Genomic DNA, 18,696 nt, shown 5'->3' with positions numbered 1-18,696 from the left:
CCGGGACTACTGTCAGATCCTGTCGATTCGCGCCGCCGTGAAGGTCACGGCAACGCGATGGCAAGATTTACTGAGCGGCGTCCTTGACCTTCTTCAGCGGGCGAACCTTCACGCGCACCGAAGCGGGCTTTGCCGGGAACCAACGCTCTTCACCCGTGAACGGGTCCTTGCCGAAACGCTTCGCCTTGGCGGCGATTTGTTGCGACGTGACCTTGAACAGGCCGTGCAGCGTGAATTCGCCTGCGCCCTTCTTGTGCAGCGCGCTGACGATGGTGGTTTCGAGAGCGGCGAGCACAGCCTTGACGTCCTTGACGGCGACAGCCGAGGTTTCGGCGATGTGTGCTGCGAGCTGGGTCTTGTTGAGTGCTTCCTTGATCGGCGAAACCTTAGCGGCTGCCTTCGGAGCAGCCTTCGGGGCTGCCTTCGGTGCTGCTGCCTTTTTCGCTGCCGGAGCCTTCTTTGCTACCGGAGCAGCTTTCTTCGCCACAGGGGCCTTCTTTGCTGCTGCTTTCTTTGCCGTTGCCATATCGATCCAATCGATGAGAATAAGAAAGTGCCGTCGGAGAACGGCCACCCGAATGATACGTCTTGCTGCGCCGACGATTCTACCTAAGAAATCGCTTTATGCGAGTAGTGCGCGCATTATGTTGCGCGCTTGCCGCACAAGGCTGAGCGGCGAAAATCGCGACATTTCGATTCGCTGCTTTCACGTGCCGGGAATTTCTTCTCGCAACAGTGAATCGGTCGTCCGGTTTTTGCGCGTCTTTCAGCGCATTATTCGACGCGAATTTTTACGTGAATTTTGCGCGGCGTCTGCCGGATGATGCGATGCAAACGCCGCTTCGCGCGAATCTTCAATCGTCCCGAAACCCTCAGAAACGCTGCATTTCGCAGGTTTCGCAGCGGCCGTCGTCGTTGCACCAGGCGTCGGTGAGCGTGGTGCCGTCCGGGCCGAACGTGATGTCGTGCTTCGCGCCATAGCTGCCCGCGAGTTGCAGACGATCGCCCGCGAGCGTGCCCTGCACCGTGGTGTGAACGTTGGGTTCGACGTCGTCGACGCTGCCCGTGACTTGCGAGCCGTTGAGTGCGAGCGCCATCAGACGCGTCATCGGCTTGCCGAAAAGTCCCCACCACGGCGGTGCGTTCTTGCACAGACCGCGCCAGCGTCCCGACGGATTTACCAGGCGCAACGGTGCCGGTGCATTGGTCTGCACGACGACGGTGCCCGGCGGAATCGGCGGCGTCACTAGCGTTGTACCCGCGGGTGCAGGGGCGTTGATCGCCGCCACGTCGCGGGCCACTTCCGGAGAATCGGAAGTCCCGGCAGCGTTCACTGCCTTCAGGCCTGCGGTGTCGCCGATGGTGCTCGGCAGCGGCGTGTCCTGCGGTGCCGTCGCCGCGATGCTCGCATTTTGCGCGGCGGTCGCCGGCGGCGCGTAGGTACTCACTGCCGGTGCTGCGGGGGCCGAAGACACCGGGACGGCCGGCGCGGGCGCGACGCTGTACGTACCCGATGCGCCGTCGACACGTGCCATGTCGGCGCTCAGACCGTCGTTCGGCACGGGCGCTGCTGCGGCGGCACACACGTGGCACGACATGTGCGAAAGACTGTTGCGGGTCAGCGGGCGCGTGCCATACAGACGCTGACTGCCTTGCGTGCCGTCACGCAGAATCGTGACGTAGGGCGTGTCGTCGAGCTGGTAATCGACCTTGGCGCAGGAGGGCGCGTCCGTCATCAGCGTGACGTCGGCGGAAAACACGCCGTTGAGGGCGCGTGTCGGCAGTACCGATACCGACGCCGAACAGTCCGCGATGATCTGCGCGCAGTTACACGCGGCGACCGGCGCACGCGAGGTGCCGGCGGTCTGTGCCTGAGCGTGACCGGCTGCGCCGAGTGCGCCCGCGACGAGCCAACCCGTCGCTAATCCCAAAAACTTGAAACCCCGCATGTTGTTTCCCCAATGTCGCGGCATGTCCTATGCTGCGGATAGTCAATCAAAAGACGTCGGCTGACAATAGCCGAAAGCGGCGAAAAACAAGGAAGAACGGGCCCTGTTCGATGGATGACGAGCGGCCGCGCAACATCGTGGCGTCACGCAAATTTCGGATTCCTCTCGTATCCCGGCATCGATAGTGCGGTCTACACTGCGCAGACTGGCCCCCTTCATGGCGTTTTCAACGTGCTCTGCCGTTGTCCACTGGAGACCCTGCATGCCTGTCGACCGTACGCGCGACCCCGGCGCTTCTGCTCCCGCTTCTGCTTCTGCTGCCGATTCCGCTTCTCATCCCGCTTCCCGCACGTCTTCACCTGCTTCCGGTTCTGCTTTCTCTGTTCCTTCCTCTGTTTCCCCCATGCCTTCCGCGAATCGCGTACTCGCTATGCTCGCGGCGCTCTTCTTCGCAATGGGGCTCATTACGTCGCTGAACGATATTCTGGTGCCGCACTTCAAGGCGGCCTTCGATCTGACGTACCGCGACGCGGCGCTCATCCAATCGAGCTTCTTTGCTGCGTACTTCGTGGTGTCTTACCCGGCGGGGCAATACACCGCCCGCGTGGGCTACCGGCGTGCACTGGCCACGTCGCTCTGGCTGGCAGGCCTCGGCTGCGCGCTGTTTTTCCCGGCAGCGGCGCTCGTCTCCTACCCGTGCTTTCTCGCGGCGCTCTTCGTGCTCGCGAGCGGCATCACGTTGCTTCAGGTTGCCGTGAACGCCTACGTCGAGACCCTCGGCTCGCGTGGCGAAGCGGCCAGCCGTCTCACGCTGGTGCAGGCGTTCAACTCGCTGGGTACGACCGTGGGGCCACCGCTCGCGGCGCTCTGGATACTCGCACCGCAAGCCTCGGTGGCAACCGGTCACGCAGTGGACAGCGTACGTGTCCCGTATGGCCTGCTCGCGGCAGTGCTGGCGCTCGGCGGTGTTGTGCTTTGGCGTCTGACGCTGCCGGAGCAACGCGCGGACACCGCCGCCTCGCCGGGTTTGCTCGGCAACGTTCGTGGCCTGTTGTCGCACCGTCCCTTGCGTTACGGCATCGTGGCGCTATTTCTTTATGTCGGCGCGGAAGTGAGTATCGGAAGTTTTCTGATCGTCTATCTGACGCACACGGGCACGGGCATCGTCGATCACGCGCATGCGAGCCGCTATCTGGCGTTCTACTGGGGCGGCGCGATGGTGGGTCGTTTCGCTGGCGCGTGGTTGCTGCGCAAGGTGTCGCCGGGCAAGCTGCTCGGTCTGTGCGCGCTCTACAACCTGATGCTGATCCTCGCGTCGCTGACGTTGCCGGGCGCGATCGCCATGTGGCTGCTGCTGGCGTGCGGACTGGGCAACGCGATCATGTTCCCGACGATCTTCTCGTTGTCGGTGGGCGGATTGGGGGCGCGTGTGAGCGAAGGCGGTGGCTTGATCTGCATGGCCATCGTGGGCGGCGCGATCCTGCCTTATCTGCAAGGCGCGCTGGCCGATGGCGTTGGGATCGTGTTGTCGTTTCTGGTGCCCGCGCTGGCGTACTGCTACATCGCAGGCTTCGGGGCATGGTGCGCACGCACCATGCCGGAGATGGACGTATCGGGAGACGGGGCGGCTGAAAATCAGCCCGGCTTGCCGAACGTGTAGCGACCGAAGATGAACAGCACGTTGCCGTTGCCCTTGCCGCCGGGAACGTAGGCGGTGGCGACGGCAGCGCGTCCGAGACCGATTTCGGCCAGCGGCAGTGCGGCAGGGAAGGGCACACCGCCGAGCGTGTCCGAGCGCGACATCAGGAAGACGGTATAGCCCAGACCGAATCGTACCGGCCCCGCGTTCGCGATGTTCCAGATACGTCCGTAACCCGCCATCGGCGACCAGTCGTTGTGCGAGTCCTTGAAGGCCATCGCGTAGAGCATGCGTGAGCCGTTCTTGCCGTCGGAGAGTACGCGCCCGTAGCCCAGCCCCCACGGGTTCTCGTTGTACTGCGCGATCTTCTCGCTCGTGTACGCGAAGCGCAGATGATGGGTGTGTAGCGGCACGTACAGTTCGCTCGCCCCTTCGGTGGCGATCTCCCGAAACTCATCGGCAATGGCACCCGTCCACGTCGAGATGACGCCGGGGGATTCGTCTGCCTGTGCGGTGAGCGGCGTGAGTAGTGCGATGACGCCAGCAACGACGCCAGCGACGACGCGGGCGACGACGCGGGCGACGGCGTCACAGCGCGACGTCATCGAAAAGACGCGGGCGAAGCGCGATGGACGTGAAGGGCGCGAGGACTGCGAGGGCTCCGACGCGAGCGAACCCAGCGACGAATGAGGCTGCGAATGGAGCGGCAAATGAAGCGGCGAACTCAGGCTGAGTGCGCGGCGGTGGAGCGTCCGGGGGAGTGGGGCAAGCGATGCGAGTGAAATCGTTGGCGCGAGCCGCCCGGTGAATTGGGGGTTCGTAGTCATGGTTGAGTGAGTTATTGCGAGAGAACGTTTCGGTCGCGAGGCTCGCTGGGCCGAACCTGCGAATATCACCGGATGGTTAATCCAGTGTCTTCCGGAAACTGATCACTAGACCCCGTGGGCCACGCGAAAGTTCTCGCGCATGTGCCCTTTAGATCGATGCGACGTGAATGCCCGCAGCGAAAGCAGGCATTGACCGAACCTGCTGCGCGACAAAGAAGTCCTTTTGCGTCAACGAGATACTGCGGATATCGACGTGTTATTCACCGGGTTGTGAACATTTTCTGTGGATAACGCGGCGACGCACGCGTGTGACGCGAAGGCATCCCACCCGCCGTGGGAGATGTCCCAGCGTGCGCACGTCACGGCGCAGCAAATGCGCGCGACATTTTTTCTCCTTCCGATCAAGCACTTGAGCGAGCTATCCGCGAGTTGTCCACCGCCTTGCAAACAGATTCTGTGGATAACGAGGTGCGCTTGAAACCCGCGCCACGCCTCGTTTTGCAGCAAGTGGCACAACTTTCGCGCGCGGGAAATCTTCCCTGTCGGATCAGTCACTTGCGATGCTTTTCCGCAAGTTATCAACGGGCTTGTGAACAAAAAATGTGGATAAGCCGTCGATTTCATTAATCTCAATATATGAGATCAATGTTTACATATTGACATTTAAGTTGGAGCGGAATTACGATGCGCCTCATACCGGTGGACGGACACGTTCAGGAGACGACAGTGACGGAACGACGCAAACAGAAAGTAGCGATCATTGGCTCGGGCAATATCGGCACCGACCTGATGATCAAGGTGATGCGCAACAGCGAGCATCTCGAAATGGGCGCGATGGTCGGTATCGACCCGGCCTCGGACGGCCTGGCCCGTGCCGAGCGCCTTGGCGTACCCGTGACCGCAGGCGGCATCGACGGCCTGCTGGCCATGCCCGGCTTCGAGGACATTCGCATCGCATTCGATGCCACGTCGGCGAAGGCGCACGCGAATCACAACGAGTTGTTGCAAGCGCGCGGCGTGCAGGTGATCGATCTGACGCCGGCGGCGATTGGCCCCTACGTGATTCCGTCGATCAACCTCGACGCGCATCTCGACGCCCGCAACATCAACATGGTGACGTGCGGTGGTCAGGCCACGATCCCGATGGTCGCAGCGATCTCGCAGGTCGCGAAGGTCCACTACGCGGAAATCGTTGCTTCGATTTCCAGCAAGTCGGCCGGACCGGGCACGCGCGCCAACATCGACGAGTTCACGGAAACGACGTCCAAGGCGATTGAAGTGCTGGGCGGCGCGTCGCGCGGCAAGGCGATCATCGTGCTGAATCCGGCCGAGCCGCCGCTCATCATGCGCGACACGGTGTTCGTGCTGTCGGAGCCGGGCGATCAGGCCGCCATCGAAGCCAGCATTCAGGCGATGGTCGACAAGGTGCACGCCTACGTGCCGGGCTACCGTCTCAAGCAGAAGGTGCAGTTCGAGCTGTTCGACGCGTCGCGTCCGCTCAACGTGCCGGGTCTGGGCAAGCTCACGGGTCTGAAGACCTCGGTATTCCTCGAAGTGGAAGGCGCTGCGCACTATCTGCCGGCCTACGCGGGCAACCTCGACATCATGACCAGCGCTGCGCTGGCATGTGCCGATCGCATCGCCGCCACCCGCCTGGCGCTCGCGGCCTGAACGTCGCTCGCGCTAACAGGAGACACACCTCATCATGACCCAGAAAAAGCTCTATATCTCCGACGTGACGCTGCGTGACGGCAGCCACGCGATTCGTCACCAGTACAGCATTGCCAACGTGAAGGCGATTGCCGCAGCGCTCGATAAGGCCAAGGTCGATTCCATCGAAGTGGCCCACGGCGACGGCCTCGCCGGGTCGAGCTTCAACTACGGCTTCGGCGCGCACACCGATCTCGAATGGATCGCCGCCGTGGCCGAGACCGTCACGCATGCCAAGGTCGCGACGCTGTTGCTGCCGGGCGTGGGCACCGTGCACGACCTGCGCGAAGCCTATGACGCCGGCGCTCGCGTGGTGCGTATCGCCACGCACTGCACGGAGGCAGACGTCTCCCGTCAGCACATTGCCTATGCACGTGAGCTGGGCATGGACACTGTCGGCTTCCTGATGATGAGCCACATGACCACGCCGCAGCATCTGGCCGAGCAGGCCAAGCTGATGGAGTCGTATGGCGCAGAGTGCATCTACGTGGTGGACTCGGGCGGCGCGCTCGGCATGAACGACGTGCGCGATCGTTTCCGTGCGTTCAAGGACGTGCTCAAGCCCGAAACGCTGACCGGCATGCACGCGCACCACAACCTGAGCCTTGGCGTAGCGAACTCCATCGTTGCCGTGGAAGAAGGTTGCGACCGTATCGACGCGAGTCTGGCGGGCATGGGCGCAGGCGCAGGGAATGCCCCGCTGGAAGTGTTCATCGCGGCGGCGTCGCGTCTGGGCTGGAACCACGGTTGCGATCTGTACACGCTGATGGATGCCGCCGACGACATCGTGCGTCCGTTGCAGGATCGCGCGGTGCGCGTGGATCGCGAGACGCTGGCACTCGGCTACGCGGGCGTGTATTCGAGCTTCCTGCGTCACGCGGAAGCCGCCGCGTCGCGTTACGACCTGAAGACCGTCGACATTCTGGTGGAACTGGGCCAGCGTCGTATGGTGGGCGGTCAGGAAGACATGATCGTCGACGTCGCGCTCGACTTGATCAAGCGTCGCGCGGCCTGATCGGTATCACCCAGGCATTACTCATAGCTTTACCTATGTAGTGGCATCTCCGTGCCAGTGCCGGCCCCTCGTCAGACGGGGCCGGTTTTTTTATGTCCGCACTTATCCCCGTGCGTTCCCCGACCAACCCAACTGACGGCTGATCTGCGCCGCCGCGTTCTTCACGCTCGGCACGAGTTCCTGCATGCGCTCGCGGCTCATGTACTTGGTCGTACTCGACACACTGATGGCCGCGACGATGCGCTGGCTCGCGTCGTAGACGGGGGCGGCGACGCAACGGATCTGCGGCGTGTCGTCCTCGAGATCGAAGGCATAGCCCAGACGTGCATAGTCGTGCATACGTGCGAGCCATGCCGCCGTATCGACCGGATGCGACGGCATCTTCGATTGATAGTGCTCAAGCTGTGCCTGCCACTCGGCCTCGTCCTGATCGAGCAACAACGCTTTACCCACGCCCGTGACGCAAATCGGCTTGCGTCCGCCGATGCGCGAGCTGATTTCCACGGCGCGCTGGCCGGGGAGCTTGTCGAGATACATGACTTCCCAGCCGTCGGCGACCGCAAGATGCACCGTGTCTTGCGTCTCGCTCGCGAGTCCTTCGAGCGTCGGGCGCGCAACACGCGGCAGGTCGATCTGACGATAGGCGAGAAAGCCCAGTTCGATGAGCTTGTTGCCGAGCCGATAACCGCGACGCGGCTCGAAACGCAAATACCCGGCGTGTACCAGTGCCGACGCAATGCGATGCGTCGTCGACGAAGTGATGCCGGTGTGCGCCGAGAGCGCGGGCACGGTGTCGATGCCTGCGGCGACCGCTTCCACGATATCGAGACCGCGAAAGAGTGTCTGACTGGCGAGCGTGCGAGGGCGCTCGGCCTCCGATGCCTTCGGCTTGGCCATCAGGCACCTCCGAGCGCAAGCAGGCGCTCGTACACGTAGCACTTGAGCGCGACGTAATGGGACGGTTCGAGCACCGGCAGTTCGATACCGTGCAGATGACCGTCGTCGCCTTGCTGCACGCCGCGAATCGTGCCGGTCGCTTCGATAGGCATATCGATGTCGCCCACGCGCACGCGGAATGCCAACTGCACGTTGTCGCCGGGCGCACCGAGCGGCGTGTCGGCGAGCAGCGAAACGCCTTCGGCGCTCACGTCCTGAAGCAAAGCCAGATGCCGGGCCTCGGCAGCGCTCACGGAGACGACCAGTTTGGCCGGCACGCGTTGCGAGCGGCGCAGCACCTTGCGACGGATTTGTGCCGGTGCCGACAGCACCACGTAATCGAACGGCGAGCGCTCGACGCGCTCGACCGTGCAGACGAAGTGATAGATGTCTTCGCCGGAGAACGTCCACAGTTCGAGGCGTTCGCTGGCCTGCAGCGTCGGTGGGGCGGCGCGACCCGTGGGGGCCGTGACGAACAGCATCTGGTTCGGCGCATGGCCGATCACGCGCGTACGCACCCGCTGCGATCCGGCACCGGGCGGCAACTGAATTTGCAGCCAGTCGCCGGGGCGCAGATTGAGGTCGGTGAGTCCGTACTGCGGCGACGTGGTACCGCCGACCGTCGCCGCGTTGTCAGTGGGTACTTGCGTCGCCAGTGCCGCATCGGTGGGCGCGACGGCCGCCGCGTCGTCCTGCCCGAGCGTGGCCACGCGATGTGGCGCGAACGACGAGAACAGCCAGTCGCGACCGGCCTGCGTCGGCACGATATCGCCTTCAGCCAGCAGCGGCTCGCCGTTGCGGTCGACGATGGCCCAGGGCAGGGCTTCGCCCAGCGGGATCTCGTCGGGCGTCAGTGCGACAAGCGGGAGCCCCTGCGCCACGGAAGCGGGCGAGGCGGCTGCGGAAGTCGAGGCAGGCACCGAAGTCGAAGCGACGGACGGTTGAGCAGATGTGTTGGTAGACATATCGATTCAGCGAAGTGGGCGCTCGCCGGAGCGCCCGGGACGACCGCAGTCGTCAGGTGTGGCGAAAGTCTACCGCGACGCGTTGGCACTTGGCGAGAGGGGACGCGGTTCGTTCCTGCACAAACTGCGTAAGTGGGTGCTCGCTGGGGTGTCGGTCGAGGGCATTGCATGACGCGTAACAGTGCCGGTATTGCGGGGCTTTCCCGCGTATCCGCCCGACAGGACGCCGCGCGTTCGTTGTCGTCTGCCTATAGTCGGCGGTTTGCCGGGGTGACCGGCGACGTTCTGGCAGGGGGATGCGATGTGGTTTCAGCAGAGTTCCGGGGCTAGCGGCTGGGGGGCGGATTGGGGGATGAGAGAGCGCGCCGACGTCTCGATTGAGGCGGCGGGCATGCGCGAGGACAGGGGGTGCCGTCGTGCCGAGCGGGACGACTTCGGCAAGCGTCTCACGCAGGCGTCGAATGCGGCCCGCAATGCGAGGCTAAATGCGCAACTCGATGGACAAGTCGACGGCCATGTCATGTCGCGTCGCGTCGATCCACAGCTGTCAAAGGCATTTGCGCACGCGTGGGCAGGACTCTGGCTGACGACCGGGCCGTGTCAGCACTTCTATCGCAAGGAGTTCGATCTGGCCCACGAACGCGACGCACGTCTCGCACACAACACGCAGCAGGTCGATGCGATGTTGGCACCCACTCACGATGTTCGCAATGGCGTTTCCAGCGCAGCGGATGCGAGCATTGCACGTATCGGTGACGACATCTCTTCATGGCTGGACACCGTCGCCGCGACCGGCCGTAGAGGATGGCACTTTCGCGCGGCACGCGACGCCATGTCGCTCGTCGGCAATCTGTCGTTGCTCGCTGTGATTGCCGCATGTCTGTATCGAGAGCGAGATGCCGACGACGAGGCGTCGCAGGGCACCGCGCGCGGCATGACGACCGCCAACACGCCCTTCGGCGTACCGTGGGCCGACTGGTCGTTGCTCGCCTTCGAAGGGGCGAAGGGGGTACTCACACAGTCGCTCGGTTCCTCGACCCTGATCCGCCATCACGCCGTGGACGAACTTCTCAAACGCATGGACGCCGGTTGTCGTTTGCTCGAAGCGTGTGTGTTGCTACCGGCGAGGCCACAGACATCGTGGCGCGGCACGCTGAGCCACCTGACGCGTGCGCGCGACGTCGCAACGCTCTTCACGTTTGCTAACTCGGCCGTGCCGCCTGCCCGCCTGGGGCTGTGGGTGCCGTCGTGGTTCTCACGGCCATCACCTACCACCGGCGAATATCGCGGCATCCTGCGCGTGGCCGGGCTGATGCTCGACTCCTGCCGTGCAGTGACCAGTCTGCTTGGCACGTGGGCACGCAACGAAGCGTTCACGCTTGATGCACGAACGCTCACGCAACGTTGGGCGGCGCTGTCCCGTCGACTGGCAGACGTCGCACCGGACGACATCGCGACGGTCATCAGCCGCGCCACGCGCGTCACACAACTGGCCCGGCACTGCGACACGCCGCTGCTGGCGAAGATCGCGTCGCATCCAACCTTACGCGAGTGCTTACTTGCCGCTGCGCGAGACTTGTCGGCAAGCCAGATCACTGTGGCATGCAGCGAGTTCGACTTACCGTGTCATGCGTCGTGTGTCGATGGCCTGAGCTACCTGAGCCTGAGTCCCGCGGAGAATCCGTGGGGCCAACGCTGGACAGGCGACGCCTGGGAGAGCGGCGGTGCGACACCGGCCCGCGCTGCGTATCGCTTGTTGCTGCTGTATCAGCATTGGAGCGCAGCGCTGCTGGAGCGAGTCGTCGGCGCGTCATCGAGTCAGAGCGACGGGGAGGCCGTCGTCAAGGTGCGGGGGGACGATGCGTCGTCACACGCGGACGCGACACACGTCGAAATGGAGTCGACGTGGCTTTGAACCTCAGAACTGAATCGTCGCCGTGATGGAGTCTTGATAGGTGTCCGGTGCCGGGGTGGACGGTTGCGGAAGAATGCGGCCGTAGATCGGGATCGGTACCGCGAGCCCCGTGCCGGTGCCGAGATAGGTCGACGTGCCGCCGGTGCCGTCGCCCCACGCGGTGGCATAGCTCGAGTCGGTATAGAGCTGATACGGAATCGTCGCGCCATGGGTCTGACCTTTCAGCGTGCGCGCCCCCACTTGCCCACTGACGCCACTGCTCAGGAGAATCTTATACGCGTCGTTGTTCGTGCACTGCACGGAAAGCGCACCTTGCGCCGTCAACGTATTGCGCAGCGTGGTCGACGGTCCGAACGTGAGGCCTGTCGCGTTGATCGTGCACTTGTTGATGACTGTGACGTTCACGGTAAACCCGTTCGTCGTGCCGGTCGAAAAACCCGACGTGCCGCATGCAGGAGCCACCAGCAAATAGAACTGGTAGGACAGTACGACGGCGCTTCCCGCGTACGTCGCGGAGTAGACGGTGTCGCCGTTGTTCGTGCTCGGCACGGTGGTCTGGTTCGCCGCGATCTGGGTGTAAATGTCGAGGTTCCTGCTGTCCGTGCCGCCAAGGATCGAGTTGCTGAACGTGGTCGACAGGGCGGTGGCCGCCGTCGACCCCCACGGCGTTGCGTATCCGCTGTCGGTGTACATGTTGTACGAAATCGCGTTGCTGCCGTTCACCAGCGTGCGCGGCGACGCCCCCGTAAAGGTCACGCAGATCTTCACGTTCGGCACCAGATTGATAGCGCCCCAGGTACAGGTGACCTTGACCGTGCCCGTCGTCGTCAGTGCGGTGCCTGAGATCGGGCTGAAGGCGGGCAGGGCGATGGTCGGTGCTCCCAGTGAGCAGGTCTGGGCTTGCGCTTCGGGCGCTGCGAACCAGCCCATCAAAAACAGGATCAACGGCAGGATCAAGCGCAGGACGAAGCGTTTCATCGATTTCTCCCCGACGGTCTTGCTGAGGCGGGTTTGCCCTGCGGCGTGCAGACCAGCGGTCCGATGCGCGCCATCGCGCCTTGCACGGCCGGATCGTAGGCAAACGTCGCGACGCATGTGCCGTTGTCCTGCGAAATCACAAGCGAATTGTCGGGCAGCAAGGCGTCGACGAACGTCTGGCCGTCATAGCCGACAATCGTCTGCGCGCCCGTCTCCTGATGGATGACGCGTGCACCGACCTGCAACGGCGCGCCGTCCGGCGTGACCAGCGTAATGAGCGCAGCGCGGTAGCGATGCACGGGGAACGCGACGAGCACCCCGGCCCCGGACTCGGGAATGACCGTGCGCGCGGCGGGCGAGATGCGCATGTCGGCGGGCAGGTCCGTCGGGTCGACGCTCAGACGGTTGATCTGATATCCGTTGAGATCGGGGATGACGAGATTGCCCATGCCGTTGGTGCGTCCGACCGGGAGTTGTTCGCGCAGCACGGGCACGCTGGCGTCGTCGTCCGTCTTGACCAGCGCGAAGCTGTCGTAGATGCGTCGTGCCGGATACAGGCCGCCATCCATGGCGACGACCGCCCCCGACAGTCCGAGACCGACGCGTGTCTGCCCGTCGTACGTCTGCGCTTGTGCCGACGCCTGTCCGTAGCGCCCCAGATACTGAGCTTGTGCCTGACCGATGCGCACACTGTCGTTCACGCCACCGAGCACGTTCCATCCCCATCCGCCGCCGTAGTCGGGCGTGCGCGTGGCTCCGGCGATGGCCTGCGTCGCACCTTGTTGCCGGGCCAGCGACACCGACCCGACGGTATTCGGGCCGAGCGTAAAGCTGAGCATCGCGAACACCCCGTAGCTGCGCCGATTCGCCAGGTCCTGAAACGCCCCGAGGTTGAGCGAGCCCAAGACGCGCACTGGCCAGGAGACGTTGGCCGACAGCACGCGCGACGTCGGGAAGTCGGGGCCGCGCATGCCGATGTAGCTCAACGACAGCGTCCGGTTTTCCCAGAACGGTGTGGAGATGGTGACACGGTCCATGGCCGTCGGCACGCCTGAGCCGCCGAGTGTGGCGAGATCGCGGAAGTCGCCGAGGGTGCGCTGAAACAGCGAATCGAACGAGAACCCGCGCGACAGGTATTGGTAGCCCACGCCGATCTGCGCGCCGTTGCGCTTGCCCGTGGAACCGGACAGCGAACCGCTCACGACCCCGTAGCCGGACATCGACACCAGCGCGCCCACGCCCGCATTCACCAGTCCCGACGAGCCTTCTGCGTGATATTCGGTCGTCAGCCGGTCGGACACGCCATAGCGGTACGCCGCCGAGGCGGCCACGCGATGCTCATAGCCCCACGAACGGAAACCGTAGTCGGTGCGCGGCACGCCTGCTTCGAACGAATAACTCGACAGTCCCCCTGCCAGCATGCGGGTATCGATATAGAGCGGCACGTTGAGCACGCTCTCGCGCCCGAGCGCATCGCGCGTCACAACTGTCGCCTGAAGATTACCGATCAGCCCCGGCGTTTCGCGAATCACGAACGGACCCGCCGGTACGCTGCCGCCGAAGCGCCGGATACCGTCGAGATAGACGTCGACGGACGAGGGGACCGCGGCCGATCCGCCGAGCGTGGGCACGGGGAACGTGACGAGGTCGGGCCGCAGGGCGAAGTTCTTGCGCCATTGCACACCGGCCATGCGAATCGAGCGCGACCACGCCAGTGAGCCGGAGATCGTGTCACCCAGTTGCAGACTCGTCATCTCGACGGGATTATCGTGACGCCAGAACGTGTCGTAGCGCAGATAGGCCTGACTGCCCGAATACGTGTCGAACACGCCCGTCTGACTGAACACGCCGCCCGGATGAAAGTAGCGAAACTCCGTCCAGCTGGAGGCGCGCGTGAACCGGTCGCGCTCGATCAGCGCGTCGTAGTTGAGCACGAAGCCGCGCGACGTCATGGCGTTGGCCGCGCGCGGTGCGACACGGCCGATCTGGAACGGCACGCGCAGCGCGTCGGGCACATCGATATCGATGCTCTGCCGCGCGGCGTCGTAGCGGTATTGCACGCCGCCGATTCGGTCGAGCGGGACTTGTGCGTCACCGGAGACGCTGAGCCGGCTGACGTCGATGCCCAGAGATTGCAGGTCGTCGGCAGCGGCGCTGAAGCGTCCGTCGCGCAGGATGAAGTGTGCGATGGCACCGGTCGCTGCGCCGTTGACGGAGACGTCGAGATAGTAATCGGCGGGCGTGGCGTCGGCGGCGGTTGCGTCGGGCACAGGCGCGAGCGCACCGGCGAATACGCTCGCCAACCTAGCCAGCCTCGCCACCCATAAGGCCAACCGTCGTTTTCGAAGCGAGCGACTTTTCCGCGCACCGCACGGGATGGACGGCACGAAGGATAAAACGAGAGCGGGGGTGAGGGCGTTCGCACGGAGACGCGCGCGCTCACCCGCCGCCATCGATATTGACGACGAAGCGCGTGGGCACCGTGTTGATCGCAGCGTCGAGCGCCAGTGGTGAAGCCGGCGGTTTGCCGACCGGCCACGACACCTTGAACACGCGCCGTTGCCCGGCGAGCGCGTAGCCGAGCAGACCGCTGGTCAGTGGGTGCGACTTCCCCGCAGCGTCGACGAGACTGCTCGCGCCGATCTGCGCGCGGGTGCCGCCGTGGTTTTCGGCTTCGAGGTGCCACGCGCCGTCGATGCTTTTGAGCGTGAATCGCATGTCGGGCTTCGCGGGCGCAGTCGGCGGTGCGACGAACACGGGAATCGAATAGCGCATATGAATGGTGATGCCACTCTGCACGGGCTGGCCGGGTTCGGGCAGTTCGTCGACGAGCAGGCGGTAACTCTGTTCGGCGGCAGGCGGCGTGTTTGCCACCCGCACGAGCCGGATGATCTGCGAACTGCCCGCTTCGATGCGCAGGATCGGCGGGCTGGCCGCAATGGCGTCGGTCGGCGTGAGCTTGTCCTCGCCATCCACCTGCGTCCACGTGTAGACCCGGACCTGACCGTAGACGATCGTGTCTCCCGGATTGCTCAACGTCATGCCGATGGCGTTCTGTTTGGCTGCGAATTCGACATTGACGGGGGAAATCTGAAGCGTGGCGGCCGCAGCGGGCAGACTGACGAACGTCGCGGCAAGAACGAGGAGAAGCGGGGAGCGCAAGGCAATGTGGCGAACCAACTCCGCCGCGCCGGTCATGGCGCGTCGCTCCGCCCCGGGGCGGAAAACGGTCATCGTTGGCGCCCCGCTAGAAGTAAACGGTCGCGGTGATCGACGTCGAATACGTATCGGGACGGGGAATCGCGCCCGCCGATGTCGGCACCTGACCGTAGACGGTCAGCGTCTGCGCACTGCCGTTACCGGTGCCGCTGACCGTATCGACGCCCTGCGACGTTCCCCAGTTGGTGGTGTGCTGCGTGTCTTGAAAGAGCCCGAACCCGACCGTCGCCGTGTTGCCGCTCGTGCCCCCTGCCAGCAAGCGCGCGCTGGTCGTCGAGCCCGTGGTGGTGCCAGCGCTCAGACCGACGTTATACGGCGTGGTATTCGTGCACGTCACCGACAGGGTCGTCGTCGCCGTCTGTGCCGTCGACAGACTTGAGACAGTGCCGAAGTTCATGGGGGTGGACGTGATCGAACAACCCGCCTGAATGATCAGCGTCACAGTGAAGGCGCTGGTGGCGGTGCCGTTGCTGTAGACCGCAGCGACCGCAGGCAGCGGCGGAACAAGCAAGAGGCTTGCCAGAAGGACGGTAATGCGCGCAGCTGGTTTATGCATCGTCGGTTTCTCGAAAAAACGTCGGAAGGACCTAGCGGGCTCAAGGCGATGCAGCTGCCGTTGCCGCATACCACGTTGATACGTAAAGTACGTCGCACTACTTAGGACATAGTGTATATCGCGCGCTTGCCTTTGTGTCATGCGAGTGACGAACCGTCACGGCTTAGCTCTTTTATTTCAAATGACCGTTTAATTTCGGACGACCGGACGCCGTGTGCCTCAGACAGCACTGCTAACTGTCATGCGTCTGTCACGAGCGAACGGTAACTTTCAAGCCGATTCAGGTTCTGTGCTCACCCGAGGGCAACGCGCGCCAGCTCAGGTCGCGCAGGTCCAGCCGGGCCCGCAGGTCCAGCCTTCCCAGCCAACGCCACTCTCGACGACATGACAGGCAGCTTCGCGCCGCTGCGCGCGTTCGCGCTTGCCGGCTTCGTGTTTTGCGGCGGCACGCTCGCCATCGCACAGCCTGCACTACGCAGCGGCGACGCCTTTCTGTCCTTCGATATCCCCGCACAACCCCTGTCCGACGCCTTGCGCGAGTTCGCTCGCGTTACCCGGTTGCCCACGCTATATAGAAGCGAACTGGTCGACGGGCTGGAGTCGTCTCCCGTTCATGGGTTTCTGACGGCGCAAACGGCGCTCGCTCAGTTGCTTGAAAGCACGGGGCTCGTGGCGCAACGCATTGCCAGCGATACGGGACCGGCGTTCGTGTTACGCGCCGCCGACGGCGCAACCTCGGGCGCGGCCGAGCGCGGCGGTCTTGGCAATCTTGCGGGTTATCCGGCGTTCGTTCAGGCGCGTGTCATGTCGGCGCTGTGCGCGAGCGCCGACAGCGCACCCGGCGCGTATCGGGCGCTGCTGCGCTTTGGCGTCAGGCCGGGCGGTGCGCTTGAAAACGTCGAGTTGTTGAGCAGCACGGGCGACGCACGGCGCGACCGTGCCATCGTCGCCAGCTTGCAGCGTGTCGTGCTGGACATCGCACCGCCCGCCGACCTGCATCAACCGCTCACGCTGCTGATCGTGCCGAACGCGGCGCGCACGACTGGCGCGACGACCCCATGCACGACTGAGCGCCGGGATCGCTAGGCATGGCGCACGATTCCCAACCGGCCCTCTCCGAATATCTGATCCGTCACTATGGCGCGCTCAAGCGCCGCGTGACGCATCTGCTCGGCAGCAGCGAGCTGGCCAGCGACGCCTTGCATGACACCTGGCTGCGGGTGAACGCCGAACCGGTGCCGCCGGCGGACGACGCAAGCCACGCCGACGAACCCGGTGAAGCTGCGCCGGCCTTGCCGACGTCGGTGCGCAGCCCTGGCAGCTATCTGGTGCGCATGGCGATCAACATTGCGGTGGACGCCCTGCGTCGCAATAGCCGCGCCTTGCCCCTCGACGAAGTCGACGCGCTCATCGAGCTGGCCGACCCAGCGCCCGGTCCGGCACAGACGGTGCAGGCGCGCATCGAGATGCAGACGATGATGCAGTGGCTTGAGCGCATGCCCGAGCGTCGGCGTGAGATCTTCGTGCTCGTGCACTTCGAGAACCTGCTTCAGTCGGATGTCGCGCAGCGTTTGGGGTGCTCCAAACGCACCGTGGAGTATGAGCTCAAGCATGCGCACGACTACCTGGCGCGCAAACTGGAGCGCGATGCGTGATGGCTCACGAATGGGCGCAAGCCACAGCGCACGTAATGCCGCGTAAGAATTCGATCGGCGAAAAGTTTGCGGATTTCGCGCTCGCCATCCGTCTACCTACTGGCGGACATGGCAAAACCGCGTGCGGGCCTCGTCTGCGGGGCAGGCAGCACGCCCGCACGACGGTGATCGCCCCGGCGCTGTGCACCATCGAATAACAAGACAGACATGACTTCCATACCTGACGACCACGGCAACACCCCGGACGAGCTGCATCGGCAAGCCTGGGTCTGGTTGCGTCTGCTCAAGTCGGACACCGTCAGGCAATGGGACGCCGAGCGATTCAGACATTGGCTCGACGCGAGTCCGGCGCACAAGGCGGCTTTCCATGCTGCTCGCGTGCAGTGGGACAGTTACACGCCCGCGGCGGCGGCGCTCGGCCAGACACTTGGACGACGCACGCCGCCGGTGCGGGTCGCCCGTCGCACCGGCCGCCGCGCGTTTCTCGGCACGATGGTCGCGGGCGGTGCTGCGCTGGCGGTGGCTGCTATCGTTCACCCGCCCGCCGGGCTGTGGCCGTCGCCCGATCAGTGGGGGGCTGACTACAGCACCGCGACCGGTGAACAGCGGGCCATCCGGTTAGCTGGGCTGGCCGGGCAGGTCGACGTCACGCTCAACACCCAGACCCGTATTCGCACGGACGTGTCCGCCAGCGTGCCCGGCATTGAACTGCTGAGCGGGGAAGCAGCCGTGGATCTGCCCTCTGGCCGGGGGAATGGCACGGGCACAGGCTTTAGGGTGGCGGCCGCAGGCGGCACGAGTTCGTCCACGTCGGGACGATTCGAGGTGCGGTATCTCGACGGCCGAGTGTGCGTGACTTGTCTGTCGGGTTCGGTGCGCGTCGACCACCCGATGGGGCAACGCGTGCTGCACGCGGCGCAACAGACGGCGTACGACCGCCATCAACTCGCCGGTGTGACGCTCGCCGACGCCGTCAATGTGTCCGCATGGCGCAATGGCGAACTGGTGTTTCGTCAGACGCGTCTGGCGGTGGTGCTCGACGAGATCAACCGGTATCGTCCGGGCCGCATCGTGCTGATGAACGACAAGGTGCGCAACCAACCCGTGAGCGGCAGTTTCTACATTGCGTCGCTCGATCGCGCCATCGCTCAGCTGCAATACAGCTTCGATCTGCACGCCCGTCAGTTGCCGGGCGGCCTGCTCGTTCTCACCTGATCCGATTGTCTTCCGTGATGTGAATTTCGCGTCGACCGCGTGGTCGGCTCGCGTCGCATTCTCCAAAATGTATTGCCGCACTCGTCTGCAAAAAAATTTTGCGGACTCTATTCACCG

The 18,696-nt window shown here is 64.3% G+C and carries 16 protein-coding genes; 7 read left to right on the top strand and 9 right to left on the bottom strand.

Annotated elements, in window-relative coordinates:
* Nucleotides 1-67: 67 nt before the first annotated feature.
* On the bottom strand, nucleotides 68-526 hold the full coding sequence (locus PAQ31011_RS19185) for an HU family DNA-binding protein (protein ID WP_150577330.1): 459 nt from the start codon (nucleotides 524-526) through the stop codon (nucleotides 68-70).
* A 346-nt stretch (nucleotides 527-872) separates the two neighbouring features.
* Nucleotides 873-1,949, bottom strand: coding sequence for a hypothetical protein (locus tag PAQ31011_RS19180; RefSeq protein WP_150577329.1), 1,077 nt, complete (start codon nucleotides 1,947-1,949; stop codon nucleotides 873-875).
* A 403-nt stretch (nucleotides 1,950-2,352) separates the two neighbouring features.
* Here PAQ31011_RS19180 and PAQ31011_RS19175 point away from each other — a divergent pair, with 403 nt between their 5' ends.
* Nucleotides 2,353-3,609 carry a sugar MFS transporter gene (locus PAQ31011_RS19175; protein ID WP_150577328.1) on the top strand — a complete coding sequence of 419 codons (1,257 nt, stop codon included), beginning with the start codon at nucleotides 2,353-2,355 and terminating at the stop codon, nucleotides 3,607-3,609.
* Here the strand turns inward: PAQ31011_RS19175 and pagP are convergent.
* A complete protein-coding gene (gene pagP / locus PAQ31011_RS19170) occupies nucleotides 3,585-4,193 on the bottom strand; it encodes a lipid IV(A) palmitoyltransferase PagP (protein ID WP_174990197.1) in 609 nt (202 codons plus the stop codon). The genes PAQ31011_RS19175 and pagP overlap by 25 nt on opposite strands.
* 948 nt (nucleotides 4,194-5,141) lie before the next feature.
* Between pagP and PAQ31011_RS19165 the strand changes: the two genes are divergently transcribed.
* Together PAQ31011_RS19165 and dmpG are read left to right on the top strand one after the other, a co-directional pair.
* Nucleotides 5,142-6,086, top strand: coding sequence for an acetaldehyde dehydrogenase (acetylating) (locus tag PAQ31011_RS19165; RefSeq protein ID WP_150577326.1), 945 nt, complete (start codon nucleotides 5,142-5,144; stop codon nucleotides 6,084-6,086).
* A 34-nt stretch (nucleotides 6,087-6,120) separates the two neighbouring features.
* The gene (dmpG, locus tag PAQ31011_RS19160) at nucleotides 6,121-7,140 is read left to right on the top strand and encodes a 4-hydroxy-2-oxovalerate aldolase (RefSeq protein ID WP_150577325.1); all 1,020 of its coding nucleotides are present in this window, start codon (nucleotides 6,121-6,123) and stop codon (nucleotides 7,138-7,140) included.
* Between the two features lie 102 nt (nucleotides 7,141-7,242).
* Here dmpG and PAQ31011_RS19155 read toward each other — a convergent pair whose 3' ends face one another.
* Together PAQ31011_RS19155 and PAQ31011_RS19150 are read right to left on the bottom strand one after the other, a co-directional pair.
* On the bottom strand, nucleotides 7,243-8,037 hold the full coding sequence (locus PAQ31011_RS19155) for an IclR family transcriptional regulator (RefSeq protein WP_150577324.1): 795 nt from the start codon (nucleotides 8,035-8,037) through the stop codon (nucleotides 7,243-7,245).
* A complete protein-coding gene (locus PAQ31011_RS19150) occupies nucleotides 8,037-9,041 on the bottom strand; it encodes a flagellar brake protein (protein ID WP_150577323.1) in 1,005 nt (334 codons plus the stop codon). The genes PAQ31011_RS19155 and PAQ31011_RS19150 overlap by 1 nt, the downstream gene beginning before the upstream one ends.
* Nucleotides 9,042-9,393: 352 nt before the next feature.
* On the opposite strand from PAQ31011_RS19150, the gene PAQ31011_RS19145 reads away from it, so the two are divergent.
* Nucleotides 9,394-10,956, top strand: coding sequence for a hypothetical protein (locus tag PAQ31011_RS19145; RefSeq protein WP_150577322.1), 1,563 nt, complete (start codon nucleotides 9,394-9,396; stop codon nucleotides 10,954-10,956).
* A 3-nt stretch (nucleotides 10,957-10,959) separates the two neighbouring features.
* Here PAQ31011_RS19145 and PAQ31011_RS19140 read toward each other — a convergent pair whose 3' ends face one another.
* The 4 genes from PAQ31011_RS19140 to PAQ31011_RS19125 all read right to left on the bottom strand — a co-directional run bounded on the left by PAQ31011_RS19140 (nucleotide 10,960) and on the right by PAQ31011_RS19125 (nucleotide 15,709).
* Nucleotides 10,960-11,934 carry a Csu type fimbrial protein gene (locus PAQ31011_RS19140; protein ID WP_174990195.1) on the bottom strand — a complete coding sequence of 325 codons (975 nt, stop codon included), beginning with the start codon at nucleotides 11,932-11,934 and terminating at the stop codon, nucleotides 10,960-10,962.
* Entirely contained in the window at nucleotides 11,931-14,237 is a 2,307-nt protein-coding gene (locus tag PAQ31011_RS19135) for a fimbria/pilus outer membrane usher protein (protein ID WP_174990194.1), read from the bottom strand. Before PAQ31011_RS19135 ends, PAQ31011_RS19140 begins: the two co-directional genes overlap by 4 nt.
* A 136-nt stretch (nucleotides 14,238-14,373) precedes the next feature.
* Nucleotides 14,374-15,168, bottom strand: coding sequence for a fimbrial biogenesis chaperone (locus tag PAQ31011_RS19130; RefSeq protein WP_246179664.1), 795 nt, complete (start codon nucleotides 15,166-15,168; stop codon nucleotides 14,374-14,376).
* A 13-nt stretch (nucleotides 15,169-15,181) separates the two neighbouring features.
* Nucleotides 15,182-15,709 (bottom strand): Csu type fimbrial protein, encoded by a 528-nt coding sequence (locus tag PAQ31011_RS19125; protein ID WP_150577319.1) that lies wholly within the window; start codon nucleotides 15,707-15,709, stop codon nucleotides 15,182-15,184.
* Between the two features lie 384 nt (nucleotides 15,710-16,093).
* Here PAQ31011_RS19125 and PAQ31011_RS19120 point away from each other — a divergent pair, with 384 nt between their 5' ends.
* From PAQ31011_RS19120 to PAQ31011_RS19110, 3 genes are all read left to right on the top strand, one after another.
* The gene (locus tag PAQ31011_RS19120) at nucleotides 16,094-16,795 is read left to right on the top strand and encodes a hypothetical protein (protein ID WP_150577318.1); all 702 of its coding nucleotides are present in this window, start codon (nucleotides 16,094-16,096) and stop codon (nucleotides 16,793-16,795) included.
* A gap of 2 nt (nucleotides 16,796-16,797) precedes the next feature.
* On the top strand, nucleotides 16,798-17,364 hold the full coding sequence (locus PAQ31011_RS19115; RefSeq protein WP_150577317.1) for an RNA polymerase sigma factor: 567 nt from the start codon (nucleotides 16,798-16,800) through the stop codon (nucleotides 17,362-17,364).
* Between the two features lie 207 nt (nucleotides 17,365-17,571).
* Entirely contained in the window at nucleotides 17,572-18,579 is a 1,008-nt protein-coding gene (locus tag PAQ31011_RS19110) for a FecR family protein (protein ID WP_150577316.1), read from the top strand.
* The last annotated feature ends 117 nt before the right edge of the window (nucleotides 18,580-18,696 follow it).

Origin of the sequence: Pandoraea aquatica, assembly GCF_902459565.1 — a bacterium.
In the GTDB taxonomy this organism is placed as follows: Bacteria; Pseudomonadota; Gammaproteobacteria; order Burkholderiales; family Burkholderiaceae; genus Pandoraea; species Pandoraea aquatica.
The sequence above is the reverse complement of the archived record's forward strand: the minus strand, read 5'-3'. Positions and strand labels throughout refer to the sequence as shown.